Origin of the sequence: Halomonas campaniensis (assembly GCF_014193375.1) — a bacterium.
GTDB lineage: Bacteria > Pseudomonadota > Gammaproteobacteria > Pseudomonadales > Halomonadaceae > Halomonas > Halomonas campaniensis.
In genome coordinates this window covers 23,263-40,319 of sequence record NZ_JACHZF010000012.1, presented here as the reverse complement: position 1 = coordinate 40,319, position 17,057 = coordinate 23,263, and the positions used below count along the sequence as shown (strand labels likewise).

The following is a 17,057-nucleotide window of genomic DNA, read 5'->3' as shown; positions in this document are numbered from 1 at the left end:
ACGGAGGGGCGCGATGTCGTTTTCCGAACCGGTGCTGGCCCCCTGGCTGCTGGTGTTCACCGGCCTGGTCTCGCTGCTGACGGTCGGCCTGGCCCTGGCCCGGCGGCCGTGGCGGCCGCTGCTCGAGGACCATGCGCTGCAGCACCGCTGGCTGGCCGCCACCGTGGCGGTGCTGCTGATGTGGCAGCTGCGCGCCCAGGCGGTGGAGTGGCTCACCCTGCACCTGATGTTCACCGCGCTGCTGACCCTGGTGTTCAAGGCCCCGCTGGCGCTGCTCTCGATCCTGCTGGTGAACCTCGCCATGGTGGCCACCGGCCGCGCCGACTGGTCGCTGCTGGGGGTCAACCTGCTGGTCACCGGGGTGGTGCCGGCGCTGGTGATGGTGCTGGTCTGGCGCCTGGTGGACCGTCGCCTGCCGGACAACCTGATGGTCTTCCTGTTCGTCTGCGGTTTCTTCGGCGCGGCGCTCTCGACCCTGGCCGCCGGGGGTGCCGCGGTGGGGCTGATGATGCTAGGTGCCAGCGACGCCCACGCGCTCTACCAGGTGATGGAGTACGCCCGCTTCCTGCCGCTGCTGATGCCCTCGGAGGCCTTCATCACCGGGATGCTGATGGCGATCCTGCTGGTCTATCACCCGAGCTGGGTGGCCACCTTCAACGACCACCGCTATATCGATACGAAATAGCGCCGAGCGCCAGGAAACCCGTCGTCCTGCGGGTGACTCGGCATACCCTTGCTTGGCCGCTTGGTCCCTCGGCGCTACAACTCCAGCGCCAGCTGGCGGCGCTCCGCCTCGGGCTGCAGCCGGGCGCCGACGCCGAGCAGCCGGACCGGCCGGCGGCCGCGCTCCCAGGCCTGCTGCAGCAGGCGAGCGAAGCTCTCCGGACAGGGGGCGAGGCCGCGGCTCTCCAGGGTGGTCAGGCTGAAGTCGTCGAAGCGCACCTTGACCACCAGGCCCGCCAGGGGCGGGTGGCCATGGCGGGCGATGCGCTCCTCCAGCCGCTCGCAGAGCGGCACCAGGGCCTCGCGGCAGTGGGCCAGGTCGGGCAGGTCCCGGGCAAAGGTGGTCTCCACGCTGATCGACTTGCGCTCCCGCTCCACCCTGACCGGCCGCTCGTCGATCCCGCGGCAGAGCTCGAAGAGCCGCCGCCCGAACTTGCCGAACTCCTCGACCAGCCGCTCCAGCGGCACCTCGCGCAGCTGCTCGCAGGTGGTGATCCCCAGGGCATCCAGGCGCGCGCCCGTGGCCGGCCCCACGCCGTGGAGCTTCTTCACCGGCAGGGGGCGCAGGAAGGCGTCCACCCGGGCCGGGGCGATCACCGTCAGGCCGTCGGGCTTCTCCCAGTCGCTGGCGATCTTGGCCAGGAACTTGCTGGGTGCCGCGCCCACCGAGACGGTGATCCCGGTGCGCGCCAGGCACTCCTCCTTGAGCCAGCGGGCCATCCAGGTGGCGCTGCCGGAGAAGCGCTCGACCGCGCTGACGTCCAGGAAGGCCTCGTCCAGGGAGAGCGGCTCCACCAGGGGGGTGAGCTCGTGGAAGATCGCCTGGATCTGCCGCGAGACCTCGCGGTACTTCTCGAAGTCGCCGGGCAGCAGCACCAGCTGGGGGCAGAGGCGCAGGGCCCGGGCCGTGGGCATCGCCGAATGGATGCCGAAGGCCCGGGCAGGATAGTTGCAGGTGGCGATGACCCCGCGCCGCTCGCGGCTGCCGCCGATGGCCAGCGGCACCTCCCGCAGGCGGGGGTCGTCTCGCATCTCCACGGCGGCATAGAAGCAGTCGCAGTCGGCGTGGAGGATCTTGCGCTCAGCCGAGGGCCTGACCATTGCCACCGCGTATCACGCCCACCCCGACGCCCTCGATCTCCAGCGCCTGATGGCGTAGGTCCACCTCGATGGGGGCAAACTCGGCATTCTCGGCGGTCAGGGTGACCCGGTGCCCCTCCCGGTGGAAGCGCTTGACCGTTACCTCGTCTTCCAGGCGTGCCACCACGATCTGCCCGTCGCGGACCCGCTCGGTGCGATGCACCGCCAGCAGGTCGCCCTCCAGGATGCCGACGTCCTTCATCGACAGGCCGCGGACCCGCAGCAGGTAGTCCGCCCGGGGGGTGAAGTACTCCGGGGGCAGCGGGCAGTAGCGGTCGATATGCTCGGCGGCCAGGATCGGGCTGCCGGCGGCTACCTCGCCGATGATCGGCAGCCCCGGCGCCGGGGGGGACTCCTCGCCGCCCTCGGGGGCCTCGGCCTCCTGGGCCGGCAGGCGAATGCCCCGGGAAGTGCCGGCGATCATGCGGATCACCCCCTTGCGCTCCAGGGCGCGCAGGTGCTCCTCGGCGGCATTGGGGGAGCGGAAGCCCAGGGCGCGGGCGATCTCGGCGCGGGTCGGGGGGTAGCCGAGTTCCTGGATGGTCTTGACGATGAAGTCGTAGACATTCTGCTGGCGCTGGGTGAGGGGGCGTGTCATGCGACCTCCTGGAGTCGGGGGGCGATCGAGGATCGCGCATCATGTATTGGTCAAGTATACAGCATGGAAGTTCATCCAGTAAAAGGCGGGGCAAGCCCGATGTTTCAAACGCCGGCAAGGCCCCGGCATTGAGTCGGGTGCGGCGGCTGGCGTAGAATTCGACTACGTTTGAAACAGCTGTTTATAACCGGGACGCCTTAGCTCATGGCCCAGACCGACACCGTCACACGGATTCTCGACACGGCCGAAGTGCTGTTCGCCGAACGCGGCTTCGCCGAGACATCGCTGCGCAACATCACCGGCAAGGCCAAGGTCAACCTGGCGGCGGTCAACTACCACTTCGGCTCCAAGAAGTCGCTGATCCAGGCGGTGTTCGCCCGCTACCTGGACCCCTTCACCGAGCGCTTCCACCGCGCCCTGGACGACCTCGAGGCGCACTACGACGGCCAGGTGATCCCCCTCGAGGAGCTGCTCGAGACCATGGCCCGCACCGTGCTGGAAGTGCCCGCCGAGCGCAACAGCCTCAAGGTCTTCATGAAGCTGCTCGGGCTCGCCTACAGCCAGGCCCAGGGGCACCTGCGCCGCTACATCCAGGAGGAGTACGGCAGCGTCTTCACCCGCTTCACCGAGCTGGTTCGCCAGGCGACCCCGGACCTGCCCGATGCCGAACGCTTCTGGCGGCTGCACTTCATGCTCGGCACCGTGATCTTCACCCTCTCGGGCCTGGATGCCCTGCGCGATATCGCCGAGAAGGACTACGGCGAGCATGTCACCGTGCGCCACCTGATCCGCCGGCTGCGTCCGGTGGTGGTGGCCGCCATGCAGGCGCCGCTGCCGGAGCCCGTCCCGGCCGCCGCCGAGGCGGGCTGATGGCCACCCCCGACCTGACCCGGCTGCCCCCCGAGCGGGGCACCTGGCTGGAGATCGATACCCGCGCCCAGTCGCTGCGGATCCGGGAGGGAGGCGAGGTGGTAGCCGAGTTCCCGGTCTCCACCGGGGTGGCCGGCACGGGGCAGCAGGAGGGGAGCGGCCAGACCCCGCTGGGCTGGCACTATGTGCGCGCCGCCATCGGCGCCGGCCAGCCGCCCGGCACGGTCTTCCGCGGGCGGCGGCCCACCGGCGAGCGCTTCTCGCCGGCGCTCGCCGCCGCCCATCCGGGACGCGACTGGATCCTCACCCGGATCCTCTGGCTCTGCGGCCTGGAGCGGGGCCACAACCGCGGGGGTGACGTCGACTCCCAGCGCCGCTATATCTACCTGCATGGCACGCCGTCCGACGAGCCCATGGGCGAGCCCCGCTCCCACGGCTGCGTTCGCCTGCGCGATGCCGACCTGCTGGCGGTGTTCGACGCCGCGGCCCCCGGCACCCCGGTCTGGCTACACGACTAGGCGGCGGTCGGCGCCTGTCGTCGCAGCGGCCTTTGGTCTAGAATCTGCCCCCTTTCACGCCAAGGAATCCCCCCATGACCCAGACCCTCGGCCCGGTGATGCTGGATCTGGAAGGCCCCCGACTGAGCGCCGACGAGGCCCGCCTGCTGCGGCGCCCCGAGGTCGGTGGCGTGATCCTGTTCGCCCGCAACACCGAGTCGGCCGCCCAGGTGCGCCGGCTGTGCGACGAGATCCGCCGGGTGCGTCCCGAGCTGCTGCTCGCCATCGACCAGGAGGGCGGCCGCGTCCAGCGCCTGCGCGACGGGGTGACCCGCCTGCCGGCCATGGGGCGCCTGGGCCGCGACTATGCCGGCATGCCCGAGGTCACCGTGCGGCGCTGCCGGGATGCCGGCTGGCTGCTGGGCATGGAGATGGCCGCCTGTGGGCTGGACCTCAGCTTCGCCCCGGTGCTCGACGTCGACGTCGGCACCTCCACGGTGATCGGCAACCGCAGCTTCTCGGCCGACCCCCAGGCGGTGACCGCCATGGCCGGCGCCTTCATCGACGGCCTCCATGAGGCCGGCATGGTGGCCGTGGGCAAGCACTTCCCGGGCCACGGCGGAGTGGCCGCCGATTCCCATCATGAGCTGCCGGTGGACCCGCGACCCCTCGACGCGCTGCGCGCCCATGACCTGGTACCCTTCACCCGCCTGGCGGGCCGGCTCGACGGCGTGATGCCCGCCCACGTGGTCTACTCGGCCTTCGATGCGCGCCCGGCCGGCTTCTCGCCGACCTGGCTCGGCCTGCTGCGCCAGAGCCTCGGCTTCAAGGGGGTGATCTTCTCCGACGACCTGAGCATGGCCGGGGCGGCCTCGGCCGGCTCGCCCGGCGAGCGTGCCGAGGCCGCCCTGGCGGCCGGCTGCGACATGCTGCTGGTCTGCAACGACCGCGGCGCGGCCCTCGAGGTGCTGGACGCCTGCCAGGGGCGCGCGGGGGCCCAGCGCCTCTCGCGGCTGCGCTACGGCCGGGCGCGCCCCGACCTCTCGACCCTGGAGGCCCTCTCCCGCTGGCGGCGCGTGCACGCCTGCCTCGAGTCCCTGGCGGCGGACTGAGTCCGCCGCCCGCCCGTTTCCCGACCCACGTTTCTCGACATCCACCACGAGCTGCAACCGATGCCCAAACTCGATCCCGACTTCCACCAGTCCCTCGCCGACATGCGCGAGGTCATGGACCATGCCGACTGCCTGATCGACCAGCAGGCGGTGGAGCGGGCCCTGGACCGCATGGCCGACGAGATCACCCGCGACCTGGGCGACAAGCTGCCGGTCTTCTACTGCGTGATGAACGGCGGCCTGATCACCACCGGCCACCTGCTGACCCGCCTGGGCTTCCCGCTGGAGGTGGACTACCTGCACGCCACCCGCTACCGCGGCGGCCTGCGCGGTGGCGAGCTGTTCTGGCGGGTCTCCCCGGAGATCCCCATGGCGGGGCGCCACGTGGTGATCGTCGACGACATCCTCGATGAGGGCGCCACCCTGGCGGCGATCCTCGACTACTGCCGCGAGGCGGGGGCGGCGAGCATCTCCACCGCGGTGCTGGTCGACAAGCAGCACGACCGCAAGGCGGTGCCCGACCTCAAGGCCGACTACTGCAGCCTGGAGGTCGCCGACCGCTATGTCTTCGGCTTCGGCATGGACTACAAGGGCTACTGGCGCAACGCGCCGGGGATCTTCGCGCCGAAGGGGTTGTAGGCACCTGATAGGTGCCGAAACCGCCATTGGCTGGCGACATCATTGTAGGAGGGAGGCTCTGCCTCGCGACTGGCGCCGTCAGGCGCCCTGGCGACGTTGCCAAGGTGTGAGACCCCGCCGGGAGGCCTGCGGCCTCCATTCGTCGAAGCGTCGAACCGCCGGTGAACCCGGCCTCCTACAGCAGGTACCGGTAGCCACCCACCTTGGTGGTGCATGAAATCAGAAACCCCGCGGGCCCCTAAGGCCTGCGGGGTTTTTTCTGGTTTTTCGCACTCTGGCGTGATCCGGTTTGTAGGAGGGATGCTCCGCATCGCGACTGGCGCCGCCAGGCGCCCTGGCGACGTTGCCAAGGTGTGAGACCCCGCCGGGAGGCCTGCGGCCTCCATCGCCCGGCAGAGCCGGCCTCCTACTTAGTGGCGCTTACGCCAGCCCCAGCTCGTGGGTGGCTTCCTCGCGCATCTTGAACTTCTGGATCTTGCCGGTGACCGTCATCGGGAACTCGTCGACGAACTTCACGTAGCGCGGCACCTTGTAGTGGGCGATCTTGCCCTTGCAGAAGTCCTTGAGCTCGTCGGCGGTCAGCGCCTGGCCCTCGGCCAGCTTGACCCAGGCCATCACCTCCTCGCCGTACTTCTCGTCGGGCACGCCGATCACCTGCACGTCGGAGATGGCCGGGTGGGTGTAGAGGAAGTCCTCGATCTCGCGCGGGTAGATGTTCTCGCCGCCGCGGATGATCATGTCCTTGATCCGGCCGACGATGGCGATGTAGCCGTCCTCGTCCATGGTCGCCAGGTCACCGGTGTGCATCCAGCCGGCGCTGTCGATGGCCTTGTCGGTGGCCTCCGGGTTGTTCCAGTAGCCGAGCATCACGCTGTAGCCGCGGGTGCAGAGCTCGCCGGTCTCGCCGCGGGGCACCACGGCGCCGGTCTCCGGGCTCACCAGCTTCACCTCCAGGTGGGGGTGGATGGTGCCGACGGTGGTCACGCGCTTCTCCAGCGGCGCATTGGTCTGGGTCTGGGTGCTGACCGGGCTGGTCTCGGTCATGCCGTAGCAGATGGTGACGTCCTGCATGTTCATGCGGTCGATCACCTTGCGCATCACCTCGATGGGGCAGATGGAGCCCGCCATGATGCCGGTGCGCAGGTGGGAGAGGTCGAAGCGCTCGAACTCCGGGTGCTCCAGCTCGGCGATGAACATGGTGGGCACGCCGTAGAGGGTGGTGGCCTTCTCCTCGGAGACCGCGGTCAGGGTCTGCTCGGGGTCGAAGCCGTCGCCCGGGTAGATCATGGTGGCGCCGTGGGTGACGCAGCCGAGGTTGCCCATCACCATGCCGAAGCAGTGGTAGAGCGGCACCGGGATCACCATGCGGTCCTTCTCGGTGAGCGCCATGGTGCGCGCCACGAAGAAGCCGTTGTTGAGGATGTTGTGGTGGGAGAGGGTGGCCCCCTTGGGCGCGCCGGTGGTGCCGGAGGTGTACTGGATGTTGATCGGGTCATCGAACTGCAGGGTCGCCTGCACCTCGGCCAGGTGCTCCGCGGAGACCTCGTCGGCGTGGGCCAGCATCGAGGGCCAGGTGAACATGCCGGTCAGGGCACGGTCGGCGTCCAGGCAGACCACCCGCTTGAGCTCGGGGAGCCTGGCGCTCCTGAAGGTGCCGGGGCCGCCGTCGCGCAGCTCGGGCGCCAGCTCGGCCAGCGTCGCCACGTAGTCGGAGGTCTTGAACTTGCCCTGCAGGATCAGCGTCGAGGTACCGGACTGCTTGAGGGCGTACTCCAGCTCATGGGTGCGGTAGCTGGGGTTGATGTTGACCAGGATGGCACCGATCTTCGCCGTGGCGAACTGGGTGATGGTCCACTCGGCGCAGTTGGGTGACCAGATGCCGACCCGCTCGCCCTGTTTCACGCCCAGGGCGAGCATGGCGCGGGCGGCCTCGTCCACGGCGGCCTGCAGCGACTTCCAGGTGTAGCGCAGCCCCTGGTGGCGGCTGATCAGGGCCTCGCCATCGGGGAAGCGGGCCACGGTATCGTCGAAGCAGTCGCCGATGGTCTGGCCCTTCAGGGGCATGTCGCTGGTGCCGCTGACGTAGCTGATCGGAGTATGTTGGCGTGTCATGGTTTCCCGTCTCTTGTTGTTGCAGAAGGTGGCCGAACTGAGGGTGCAACCCGGTCATGGTGCCTGCCGATCCCCCGTGGTGTCGTCGGGCATCGATGCCGGCGACGGCAGGGGGTGTCCCGGCTCAGTCCCCGGGCGGCTCCCCCTTGAGACTCTCCAGCACATCGCGGGCGCGGCTTTCGACATCGTCGAGTTCGCGATGCATCAGCCGGATATCCTCGAGCTGACGCTCGAGGTTGGCCCGCTTGTCGGCGAGGATCTCGAGAAGACGCTGCAGCTGGCGCGCGTTGCCGTCGGGCATGGCGTCGTACATCTCCACCACCTCGCGGATCTCGGCCAGCGAGAAGCCCAACCGCTTGCCGCGCAGGGTCAGCTTCAGCCGCACCCGGTCCTTCTCGCGGTAGATGCGGGTCTGGCCGCGGCGCTGGGGAGCCAGCAGCCCCTCCTGCTCGTAGAAGCGGATGGTGCGCGGCGTCACCTCGAACATCTTGGCCAGCTCGCCGATCGAATAGGTGCGGCGCTGACGGGGCAGGCCGCCGGCGGCAGGGGCCGGAGTGTCCGCTGTGCGCTGGGTCATGGGCGTCTTCCTCATTGTTCTTGCGGGGCCGTGGCTGCGCAGCGGAGCGCAGGCCAGCCGCCTGATGGCAACACTAGCCGAGGTTTACGTTAACGTAAAGTGCTTGTTCGACCATGGGGTGATGTGGGATAAACCTAGCAAGTGCTAGGTTGGTACCCATGCGGGTCGCCGACCCCGCGTCAGCACGCGACCAACAACAATCCCAGCCACGCGAGACGAGGATACCGCCATGGATTTTGCCTTGACCGACGACCAGAAGGCCCTGGTCCAGGCCGCCGCCGACTTCAGCCGGGCCGAGCTGGCCGACCACGCCGCCGAGTGGGACGCCACCTCCCACTTCCCCCTGGAGGTGATCCGCCGCGCCGGCGAGACCGGCTTTCTCGGCATCTACACCCCCGAGGAGCACGGCGGGCTCGGGCTCTCGCGCCTCGACGCCTCGCTGATCTTCGAGCAGCTCGCCCAGGGCTGCGTGGCCACCACCGCCTATCTCACCATCCACAACATGGTGACCTGGATGATCGCGACCTGGGGCGACGACGCCCTGCGCGAGGCCTGGGTCCCCGCCATGGTAACCGGCGAGGTGCTCGGCTCCTACTGCCTGACCGAGCCCGGTGCCGGTTCCGACGCCGCCAGCCTGCGCACCAGGGCCGTCCGAGACGGTGATGACTATGTCATCAGCGGTTCCAAGATGTTCATCTCCGGCGCCGGCGCCACCGAGGTGCTGGTGGTGATGGCGCGCACCGGCGAGCCGGACAGCGGCGCCGGCGGCGTCTCGGCCATCGTGGTGCCGGCCGATGCCGCGGGCATCGAGTACGGCAAGAACGAGGAGAAGATGGGCTGGAAGAGCCAGCCCACCCGCCTGGTCAGCTTCGACGGCGTGCGGGTGCCGGTGACGAATCGCCTGGGCGCCGAGGGCGAGGGCTTCAAGTTCGCCATGAAGGGGCTCGACGGCGGGCGCCTCAACATCGCCAGCTGCTCGCTCGGCGCGGCCCAGCAGGCCCTGACCCTCTCCCGCGACTACCTGGGCGAGCGCAAGCAGTTCGGGCGCGAACTCGGCCAGTTCCAGGCGCTGCAGTTCAAGCTCGCCGACATGGCCAGCGACCTGACCGCGGCGCGGCTGATGGTGCGCCATGCCGCCTGGCGCCTGGACCAGAACGACCCCGAGGCCACCGCCCACTGCGCCATGGCCAAGCGCTTCGCCACCGACGTGGGCTTCCAGGTCTGCAACGAGGCCCTGCAGCTGCATGGCGGCTATGGTTATATCCGCGAATACCCGCTGGAGCGGCTGGTCCGCGACACCCGGGTGCACCAGATCCTCGAGGGCACCAACGAGATCATGAGGGTGATCGTCGCCCGGCGCCTGCTCGCCGACGGCGTGATCGAGTCGCTCCAGTAACCGGACCCGCTTACCGACCAGGAGACCCATCGATGTCGGATCTTCCCGTGCTCTTCGACGAGCTTCCCACCCGTGACGGTGGCCGCATCGGCGTGGCCACCCTCAACGCGCCGCGCGCCCTCAACGCCCTCTCCCTGGAGATGATCCGCCAGCTCGAGGCCAAGCTGGAGGCCTGGGCGGTGGACCGCAGCATCGTCGCGGTGTGGCTCGACGGCAGCGGCGACAAGGCGTTCTGCGCCGGCGGCGACGTGGTGGCCCTCTACCGCTCGCTGACCGAGGAGGGCGAGAATCGCGGTGCCGGCCGCGACAGCCTGCTCGCCGAGACCTACTTCACCGCCGAGTACCACCTCGACTACCGCATCCACACCTATCCCAAGCCGCTGATGGTCTGGGGCGACGGCATCGTCATGGGCGGCGGCCTGGGGCTGATGGCCGGTGGCTTCCAGCGCCTGGTCACCGAGACCACCCGCATCGCCATGCCGGAGATCACCATCGGCCTCTACCCGGATATCGGCGCGAGCTGGTTCCTCAACCGCATGCCCACCGGCGTGGGCGCCTACCTGGGCCTCACCGGGGCCCAGCTCAACGCCTGCGACGCCCTGGACCTGGGGCTTGCCGACCGCTTCATCCCGCGCGAGCGCCGCGAGGCGCTGCTCGGCGCCCTGGAGGAGGCGGAGTACGGCGACCGCAGCCCGCGGGCCCTGCGCGGTGCCGTGCAGCGGGTGCTCGACGCCCATGAGGACCGCACCGCCGTGCCCGAGGGGCAGGTGATGCCGCGGCTGGACCGCATCCAGGCGCTGGTCGGCCATGTCGACCCGGCCACCGCCGTGCGGCGCATCCTCGCCGACGACAGCGACGATGCGTGGCTGGCCGCCAACCGCGCGCGGCTGGCGACCGGCTGCCCGATGACCGCCCACCTGGTGTGGCGCATGCTCGACCGCCACGCCCACACCAGCCTGGCCGACGCCTTCCGCGACGAGCTGGCGCTGTCGGTGCAGTGCTGCCGCCTGGGGGACTTCCCCGAAGGCGTGCGGGCGCTGCTGATCGACAAGGACAAGTCGCCCCGCTGGAGCCATGCGGACGTCGACAGCGTACCCGAGGAGGCGATCCAGGCGCTGTTCGTCTCGCCCTGGAGCGACGAGGCCCACCCGCTGCGCGACCTCGGCTGGGGCCATCGCGTAGGGTAATCAACCGGAACAACCACAACACGACGAGGAGCCACTCATGAACATCGCCTTTATCGGCCTCGGCAACATGGGCGCGCCCATGGCCAGCAACCTGGTCAAGGCCGGCCACAGCGTCACCGTCTTCGACCTGGTGGAGAGCGCCATCCAGGCCCTCGAGAGCGAGGGCGCCAGCCGCGCCGAGAGCGCCGAGGCCGCCGCCCGCGGCGTCGAAGTGATCATCTCCATGCTGCCCGCCGGTGCCCACGTCAAGGGGCTCTACCTGGGTCGCGACGGCGCCCCGGGCCTGCTCGACGTCCTCGACGGCAAGCCGCTGCTCATCGACGCCTCCACCATCTCGCCGGACGACGCCCGCACCGTGGGTGCGGCGGCGGCCGAGCGGGGCCTGAGCTACCTGGACGCGCCGGTCTCCGGCGGCGTGGGCGGCGCCAGGGCCGGCACCCTGACCTTCATCGTCGGCGGCGATGCGGCCGGCTTCGAGCAGGCCAGGCCGGTGCTGGAGGCCATGGGCAAGAACATCTTCCACGCCGGCGAGACCGGGGCGGGGCAGGTGGCCAAGATCTGCAACAACATGCTGCTCGGCATCCTGATGAGCGGCACCGCCGAGGCGCTGGCGCTGGGCGTGAAGAACGGCATGGACCCGGCGGTGCTCTCCGAGATCATGAAGCAGAGCAGCGGCGGCAACTGGGCGCTCAACGTCTACAACCCCTGGCCCGGCGTGATGGAGGGCTCCGCGGCCTCCCGCGACTACCAGGGCGGCTTCCTCACCGACCTGATGGCCAAGGACCTGGGGCTTGCCTGGGAACTGGCGCTGGGCTCGAAATCCTCGGTGCCCATGGGCTCCCAGGCGCGCAACCTCTTCGCCCTGCACAGCGCCCAGGGCCACGGTGGCCTGGACTTCTCCAGCATCCAGAAGCTATACCGCGCCGGGGAATAGGTTAGCGTCCTACACGTAGCTGGCGAAAACGGGCACAATCCAGTGCCCGTTCTTCGTCGAGAGCCTCCATGCCGTCGCCGTCCTCCACTGCCTCCGCCCCGCGCCGCCCCATGCGGCGCGAGCTGCTGGAAGGGCCGATCGCCCTGACCCTGCTGCGCAAGACCCTGCCGGTCATCGGCGGCATGATCGCCATGATGAGCTTCAACCTGGTGGACACCTGGTTCATCTCGCGGCTCGGCACCGAGCCGCTGGCGGCGGTCTCCTTCACCTTCCCGGTGGTCTTCACCGTGATCAGCCTGGCCATCGGCATGGGCATCGGCACCTCGGCGGTGGTGGCCCGGCGGCTGGGGCAGGGCGACCTGGAGGCGGTTCGCCGCCGGGCCACCGACGCCGGCCTGCTGGCGCTGGCGGTGGGACTGGTCATGACGCTGCTCGGCCTTGCCACCCTGGAGCCGCTCTTCCGGCTGCTCGGCGCCGACGACACCCTGATGCCGCATATCCGCGACTACATGGGCATCTGGTACCTGGGGGCGGCGGCGGTCATCGTCCCGCGGGTGCTCAACAGCATCCTGCGCGCCCATGGCAACACCGTCACCCAGGGGCTGATGATGGCGCTCGCCGCCGGGGTCAACGTGCTGCTGGACTGGTGGCTGATCTTCGGCGTGGGGCCCTTCCCGGCCATGGGCGTCGCCGGAGCGGCGCTCGCCACCGTGCTGAGCTGGGGCCTGATGGCGGTGGCCCTGGCCTTCCAGCGGGAGCTGCGCGAGCTCTTCGACCCGGCCGGCCTGACCTGGCGGGGGCTGCTCGCCTCCTGGCAGGAGCTCGGCCGCATCGCCGGGCCCGCCGCGATCACCAGCGTCTTCACCCCCATCGCCATGGGGCTGCTGACCCGTATCGTCGCCGGCCACGGCCACGACGCCGTGGCCGGCTTCGGCGTCGGTACGCGCATCGAGGCCATCGCCCAGATCGCCGTGCTGGGGCTCTCCATGACCCTCTCGCCGCTGGTCAGCCAGAACGCCGGCGCCGGCCAGCACGAGCGGGTGCGCCGCGCGATCTTCGGCTGCTTCGCCTTCGTGCTGGCCTGGCAGCTGCTGGTGTGGGGCCTGCTGCAGGCGCTGGCCCCCTGGCTGGTGGCGGGCTATGCCGAGCGCGAGGCGGTGGGGGAGGTGCTGCGCAGCTTCCTGTGGCTGGTGCCGCTGGGGCTCGGCGCCCAGGGAGTGGTGATCCTGGCGGTGTCGTCGTGCAACGCCCTGCACCGCCCGGCCCGGGCCATGCGGCTCTCGGTGGTGCGGCTGTTCGTGCTCAGCGTGCCGCTGGCCTGGCTCGGCGGGCGGCTCGCCGGCACCACCGGCATCTTCGCCGGCATGCTCGCTGCCAACCTGCTGATGGCGCTGGTGGCCGGGTGGCAGATCCGCCGGGTGCTGGCGCGCTACCGCTGAGGTTTTCGTCGACGGGACTTGGCAGGCGGGGTTCCTTGGTCTACATTTGATAAAAATGTAGACATTATTCCGGACACGCCACCCTGGAGCCCACCCCATGAGCCAGATCACCCCCGTCACCTGGGAAGACCCCTTCCGCCTGATCGACCAGCTCAGCGAAGACGAGCGCATGGTCCACCAGACCGCCCACGACTACTGCCAGGAGAAGCTCCTGCCGCGGGTGCTGGAGGCCAACCGCCACGAGATCTTCCATCGCGAGATCATGAACGAGATGGGCGAGCTCGGCCTGCTGGGTTCCACCATCGACGGCTACGGCTGCGCCGGCCTCAACTACGTCAGCTACGGCCTGGTCGCCCGCGAGGTGGAGCGGGTCGACTCCGGTTACCGCAGCGCCATGAGCGTGCAGTCGAGCCTGGTGATGTACCCCATCCACGCCTTCGGCAGCGAGGCCCAGCGCGAGAAGTACCTGCCGAAGCTGGCCACCGGCGAGTGGGTCGGCTGCTTCGGCCTCACCGAGCCCGACCACGGCTCCGACCCGGGCGGCATGGCGACCCGCGCCACCCGCACCGAGAATGGCTGGCGCCTCAACGGCACCAAGACCTGGATCACCAACTCGCCCATCGCCGACGTCTTCGTGATCTGGGCCAAGGACGACGAGGGGGTGATCAACGGCTTCATTCTCGAGAAGGGCATGAAGGGGCTCTCCGCGCCCAAGATCGAGGGCAAGTTCAGCCTGCGCGCCTCCATCACCGGCCAGATCGCCATGCAGGACGTGGAGGTCTCCGACGAGCAGCGGCTGCCCAACGTTACCGGCCTGAAGGGCCCGTTCTCCTGCCTCAACCGCGCCCGCTACGGCATCGCCTGGGGCGCCATGGGCGCCGCCGAGGCGTGCTGGCATGCGGGGCGCGACTACACCCTGGAGCGCAAGCAGTTCGGCCGCCCGCTGGCCGCCAACCAGCTGATCCAGAAGAAGCTGGCCGACATGCAGACCGAGATCGCCCTGGGCCTGCAGGCCGCGCTGCGCGTGGGCCGCATGATCGACGATGGCCAGCTGGTGCCCGAGGCGATCTCGCTGATCAAGCGCAACAACTGCGGCAAGGCCCTGGACATCGCCCGGGTGGCCCGCGACATGCACGGCGGCAACGGCATCAGCGACGAGTACCACGTGATCCGTCACGTCATGAATCTGGAGGCCGTCAACACCTACGAGGGGACCCATGATGTCCACGCGCTGATCCTCGGTCGCGCCCAGACCGGCCTCCAAGCCTTTACCGGTTGATAAAAAGCTGATGAAAACGCGGGGCGCCGGGGGCAGGGCGTAGAGGAGGTCCGAGGACCATGGATGGCCGAGGTAGCGTACAGGGACGTATTCACAGCGCCTCCTCGACGCCCTGCCGCCGGGTCAGCCCCGAGTGGTGCCACTATCGGCACACGGTAGCAAGGAGCTCAAGATGAGCGGACCGCTTGAGGGCATCACGGTGCTCGACATGTCGCGGGTGCTGGCCGGCCCCTGGGCCGGCCAGCTGCTCGCCGACCTGGGCGCCCGGGTGATCAAGATCGAGCACCCCGAGCGCGGCGACGACACTCGCGGCTGGGGGCCGCCGTGGCTCGCCGAGGCGGATCGGGTGGAGAAGGTCGCCGCCTACTACCTCTGCGCCAACCGCGGCAAGCAGTCGCTGGCCGTGGACATCGCCGCCGAGGAGGGGCAGGCGCTGATCCGCCGCCTGGCCGAGGGCGCCGATATCCTGCTGGAGAACTTCAAGGTCGGCGGGCTCGAGAAGTACGGCCTCGACTACGCGAGTCTCAGGGCCCTCAACCCGCGGCTGATCGGCTGCTCCATCACCGGCTTCGGCCAGGACGGCCCCTACGCCCACCGCGCCGGCTACGACTTCATGATCCAGGCCATGGGCGGGCTGATGAGCCTCTCCGGCGAGGCCGACGGCATGCCGATGAAGACCGGCGTGGCGATCACCGACGTGATGACCGGGCTCTACGCCACCGTAGGGGTGCTGGCGGCGCTGCAGGAGCGGGCGCGTACCGGCGTGGGGCGGCACGTGGACGTGGCGCTGCTCGACGTCCAGGTGGCCACCCTGGCCAACCAGGCCCTCAACGCCCTGGTGTCGGGCCGTGACCCCGAGCGTCACGGCAACGCCCACCCCAATATCGTGCCCTACCAGGCCTTCGCCTGTGCCGATGGCCACCTGGTCCTCACCGTGGGCAACGACGCCCAGTTCGCCCGTTTCGCCGCGCTGCTCGGCCATCCGGAGTGGGCCGAGGACCCGGCCTACGCCACCAACGCGGCGCGGGTCGGCAACCGCCAGGTGCTGGTGCCGATGATCCAGGCGATCCTCATGTCCCGTTCGCGGGACGAATGGCTCGCCGAGCTGGAAGCGCGCGGCATCCCCGCGGGGCCGATCAACACCCTCACCGAGGTGTTCGACGACCCCCAGGTGCAGCATCGCCGGCTGCACCGCCAGCTGACGCGGGGCGAGCTCGAGGTGCCCCAGGTGGCCAACCCGCTGCGCTTCGACGGTGACTCCGCCACCAGCGAGGTGGCCCCGCCACGCCTCGGCCAGGACAGCGACGCGATCCTCGCCGAGATGGGCCTGACGCCGGACGATATCGCCAGGTTACGGAAGGCCGGAGTAGTGAAATGAGGTCAGCCGATACCTGTAGGAGGGCAGCTCCGCTGCGCGACTGGCGCCGATCAGGCGCCCGGCGGTGTGCCCGTGGTTAGTTAGCCATCGCCGGGAGGCCTGCGGCCTCCATCGCCCAGCAGAGCTGGCCTCCTACAACCCGGCGCTTACCGCGGCGAAAACCGCCGCTTCAGCCCCACCTCGGCGATCATCCGGGTGGAGATCTCCTCCACCGAGAAGCGGGTGGTGTCGATGAAGGGGATATGCATCTGGCGGTAGAGGCCCTCGGCCTGGCCCACCTCCTGGACGCACTGGTCCATGGAGCTGTAGCGGCTGTTGGGCCGGCGCTCGTGGCGGATCGCCGCCAGCCGGCGCGGGTCGATGGTCAGGCCGAACAGCTTGTGGCGGTGGGCGGCCAGGGCGCGGGGCAGCTTGAGCGAGCCATCCTCGTCCAGGTCGTCCTCGGTGAGCGGGTAGTTGGCCGCCCGGATGCCGAACTGCAGGGCCAGGTAGAGCGAGGTCGGGGTCTTGCCGCAGCGCGAGACGCCGATCAGGATCACGTCGGCCTTGTCGTACTGGTGGGTGCGGGCGCCGTCGTCGTTGTCCAGGGCGAAGTGCACCGAGTGGATGCGGTCCATGTAGACCTCATCCTTGCCGATGGAGTGGGTGCGCCCCACGGTGTAGCTGGAGTGGGTCGCCAGCTCCTGCTCCAGGGGCTCGAGGAAGGTCGAGAAGATGTCGATCTTGAAGCCCTCGGCCTCGCGGATCACCTGGCGGATCGCGCCGTCGACGATGGTATCGATGATGATCGGCTGCTCGCCGTCGCTCACCGCGGCGCCGTTGATCACCTGCACCAGGTCGTGGGCCTTCTCCACCGTGTCGATGTAGGGCTTGGTCAGCATGCGGATCTCGACGTTCTCGAACTGGGCCAGCAGGCTGCGGCCCAGGCTCTCGGCGGTGATGCCGGTGCCGTCGGAGATGAAGAAGGCGGTACGGGTCATGGCGGTGTCGCTGTCGGCTGGGAAAGGGATCCCCCATTGTCGATGCCTGTCCGCCCGGCGACAAGCCGCAGGATCCTCGACGCTGGACGCCCGATGACTACAGAAATGCGGCAATTCCCCGGATTGTTGTAAAAATCCTCCAGTGACTTCGATGTTAGACCAATGGCGAATATGGTCGGCCGCTGTTAGAGTCGCG

16 protein-coding genes are annotated in these 17,057 nt (G+C 69.5%); 11 read left to right on the top strand and 5 right to left on the bottom strand.

Going from position 1 to position 17,057, the window contains the following annotated elements:
- Positions 1-13 precede the first annotated feature (13 nt).
- Positions 14-685: an energy-coupling factor ABC transporter permease gene (locus tag BDK63_RS09565; protein WP_183331288.1), complete on the top strand. Its 672-nt coding sequence runs from the start codon at positions 14-16 to the stop codon at positions 683-685.
- Positions 686-759: 74 nt separating this feature from the next.
- Here BDK63_RS09565 and dinB read toward each other — a convergent pair whose 3' ends face one another.
- Positions 760-1,824 (bottom strand): DNA polymerase IV, encoded by a 1,065-nt coding sequence (dinB, locus tag BDK63_RS09560; RefSeq protein ID WP_183331286.1) that lies wholly within the window; start codon positions 1,822-1,824, stop codon positions 760-762.
- A complete protein-coding gene (gene lexA / locus BDK63_RS09555) occupies positions 1,805-2,461 on the bottom strand; it encodes a transcriptional repressor LexA (protein ID WP_183331284.1) in 657 nt (218 codons plus the stop codon). The genes dinB and lexA overlap by 20 nt, the downstream gene beginning before the upstream one ends.
- A 204-nt stretch (positions 2,462-2,665) precedes the next feature.
- Here lexA and BDK63_RS09550 point away from each other — a divergent pair, with 204 nt between their 5' ends.
- The 4 genes from BDK63_RS09550 to BDK63_RS09535 all read left to right on the top strand — a co-directional run bounded on the left by BDK63_RS09550 (position 2,666) and on the right by BDK63_RS09535 (position 5,579).
- Positions 2,666-3,331: a TetR/AcrR family transcriptional regulator gene (locus BDK63_RS09550; RefSeq protein ID WP_183331282.1), complete on the top strand. Its 666-nt coding sequence runs from the start codon at positions 2,666-2,668 to the stop codon at positions 3,329-3,331.
- Positions 3,331-3,849, top strand: coding sequence for a L,D-transpeptidase (locus BDK63_RS09545; protein WP_183331280.1), 519 nt, complete (start codon positions 3,331-3,333; stop codon positions 3,847-3,849). The genes BDK63_RS09550 and BDK63_RS09545 overlap by 1 nt, the downstream gene beginning before the upstream one ends.
- Before the next feature lie 74 nt (positions 3,850-3,923).
- Positions 3,924-4,940, top strand: a complete 1,017-nt coding sequence (gene nagZ, locus BDK63_RS09540) for a beta-N-acetylhexosaminidase (RefSeq protein ID WP_183331278.1) — start codon at positions 3,924-3,926, stop codon at positions 4,938-4,940.
- Between the two features lie 60 nt (positions 4,941-5,000).
- Positions 5,001-5,579 (top strand): hypoxanthine-guanine phosphoribosyltransferase, encoded by a 579-nt coding sequence (locus BDK63_RS09535; protein ID WP_183331276.1) that lies wholly within the window; start codon positions 5,001-5,003, stop codon positions 5,577-5,579.
- Between the two features lie 420 nt (positions 5,580-5,999).
- Here BDK63_RS09535 and BDK63_RS09530 read toward each other — a convergent pair whose 3' ends face one another.
- Both BDK63_RS09530 and BDK63_RS09525 read right to left on the bottom strand, forming a co-directional pair.
- Entirely contained in the window at positions 6,000-7,691 is a 1,692-nt protein-coding gene (locus BDK63_RS09530; protein WP_183331274.1) for an AMP-binding protein, read from the bottom strand.
- 124 nt (positions 7,692-7,815) lie between these two features.
- On the bottom strand, positions 7,816-8,268 hold the full coding sequence (locus BDK63_RS09525; RefSeq protein WP_183331272.1) for a MerR family transcriptional regulator: 453 nt from the start codon (positions 8,266-8,268) through the stop codon (positions 7,816-7,818).
- A gap of 229 nt (positions 8,269-8,497) precedes the next feature.
- Here BDK63_RS09525 and BDK63_RS09520 point away from each other — a divergent pair, with 229 nt between their 5' ends.
- The 6 genes from BDK63_RS09520 to BDK63_RS09495 all read left to right on the top strand — a co-directional run bounded on the left by BDK63_RS09520 (position 8,498) and on the right by BDK63_RS09495 (position 15,881).
- Entirely contained in the window at positions 8,498-9,664 is a 1,167-nt protein-coding gene (locus BDK63_RS09520) for an acyl-CoA dehydrogenase family protein (protein WP_183331270.1), read from the top strand.
- A 32-nt stretch (positions 9,665-9,696) separates the two neighbouring features.
- Entirely contained in the window at positions 9,697-10,851 is a 1,155-nt protein-coding gene (locus BDK63_RS09515; protein ID WP_183331268.1) for an enoyl-CoA hydratase/isomerase family protein, read from the top strand.
- Positions 10,852-10,888: 37 nt separating this feature from the next.
- Entirely contained in the window at positions 10,889-11,785 is an 897-nt protein-coding gene (gene mmsB, locus BDK63_RS09510; RefSeq protein WP_183331266.1) for a 3-hydroxyisobutyrate dehydrogenase, read from the top strand.
- A 68-nt stretch (positions 11,786-11,853) separates the two neighbouring features.
- Positions 11,854-13,224 (top strand): MATE family efflux transporter, encoded by a 1,371-nt coding sequence (locus tag BDK63_RS09505; RefSeq protein ID WP_246386010.1) that lies wholly within the window; start codon positions 11,854-11,856, stop codon positions 13,222-13,224.
- 97 nt (positions 13,225-13,321) lie between these two features.
- Positions 13,322-14,503, top strand: a complete 1,182-nt coding sequence (locus BDK63_RS09500) for an acyl-CoA dehydrogenase (protein WP_183331264.1) — start codon at positions 13,322-13,324, stop codon at positions 14,501-14,503.
- A 172-nt stretch (positions 14,504-14,675) separates the two neighbouring features.
- Positions 14,676-15,881 carry a CaiB/BaiF CoA transferase family protein gene (locus BDK63_RS09495; protein ID WP_183331262.1) on the top strand — a complete coding sequence of 402 codons (1,206 nt, stop codon included), beginning with the start codon at positions 14,676-14,678 and terminating at the stop codon, positions 15,879-15,881.
- A 146-nt stretch (positions 15,882-16,027) separates the two neighbouring features.
- On the opposite strand, the gene ppsR is transcribed toward BDK63_RS09495, so the two are convergent.
- Entirely contained in the window at positions 16,028-16,861 is an 834-nt protein-coding gene (ppsR, locus tag BDK63_RS09490) for a posphoenolpyruvate synthetase regulatory kinase/phosphorylase PpsR (RefSeq protein ID WP_183331260.1), read from the bottom strand.
- Positions 16,862-17,057: the final 196 nt, after the last annotated feature.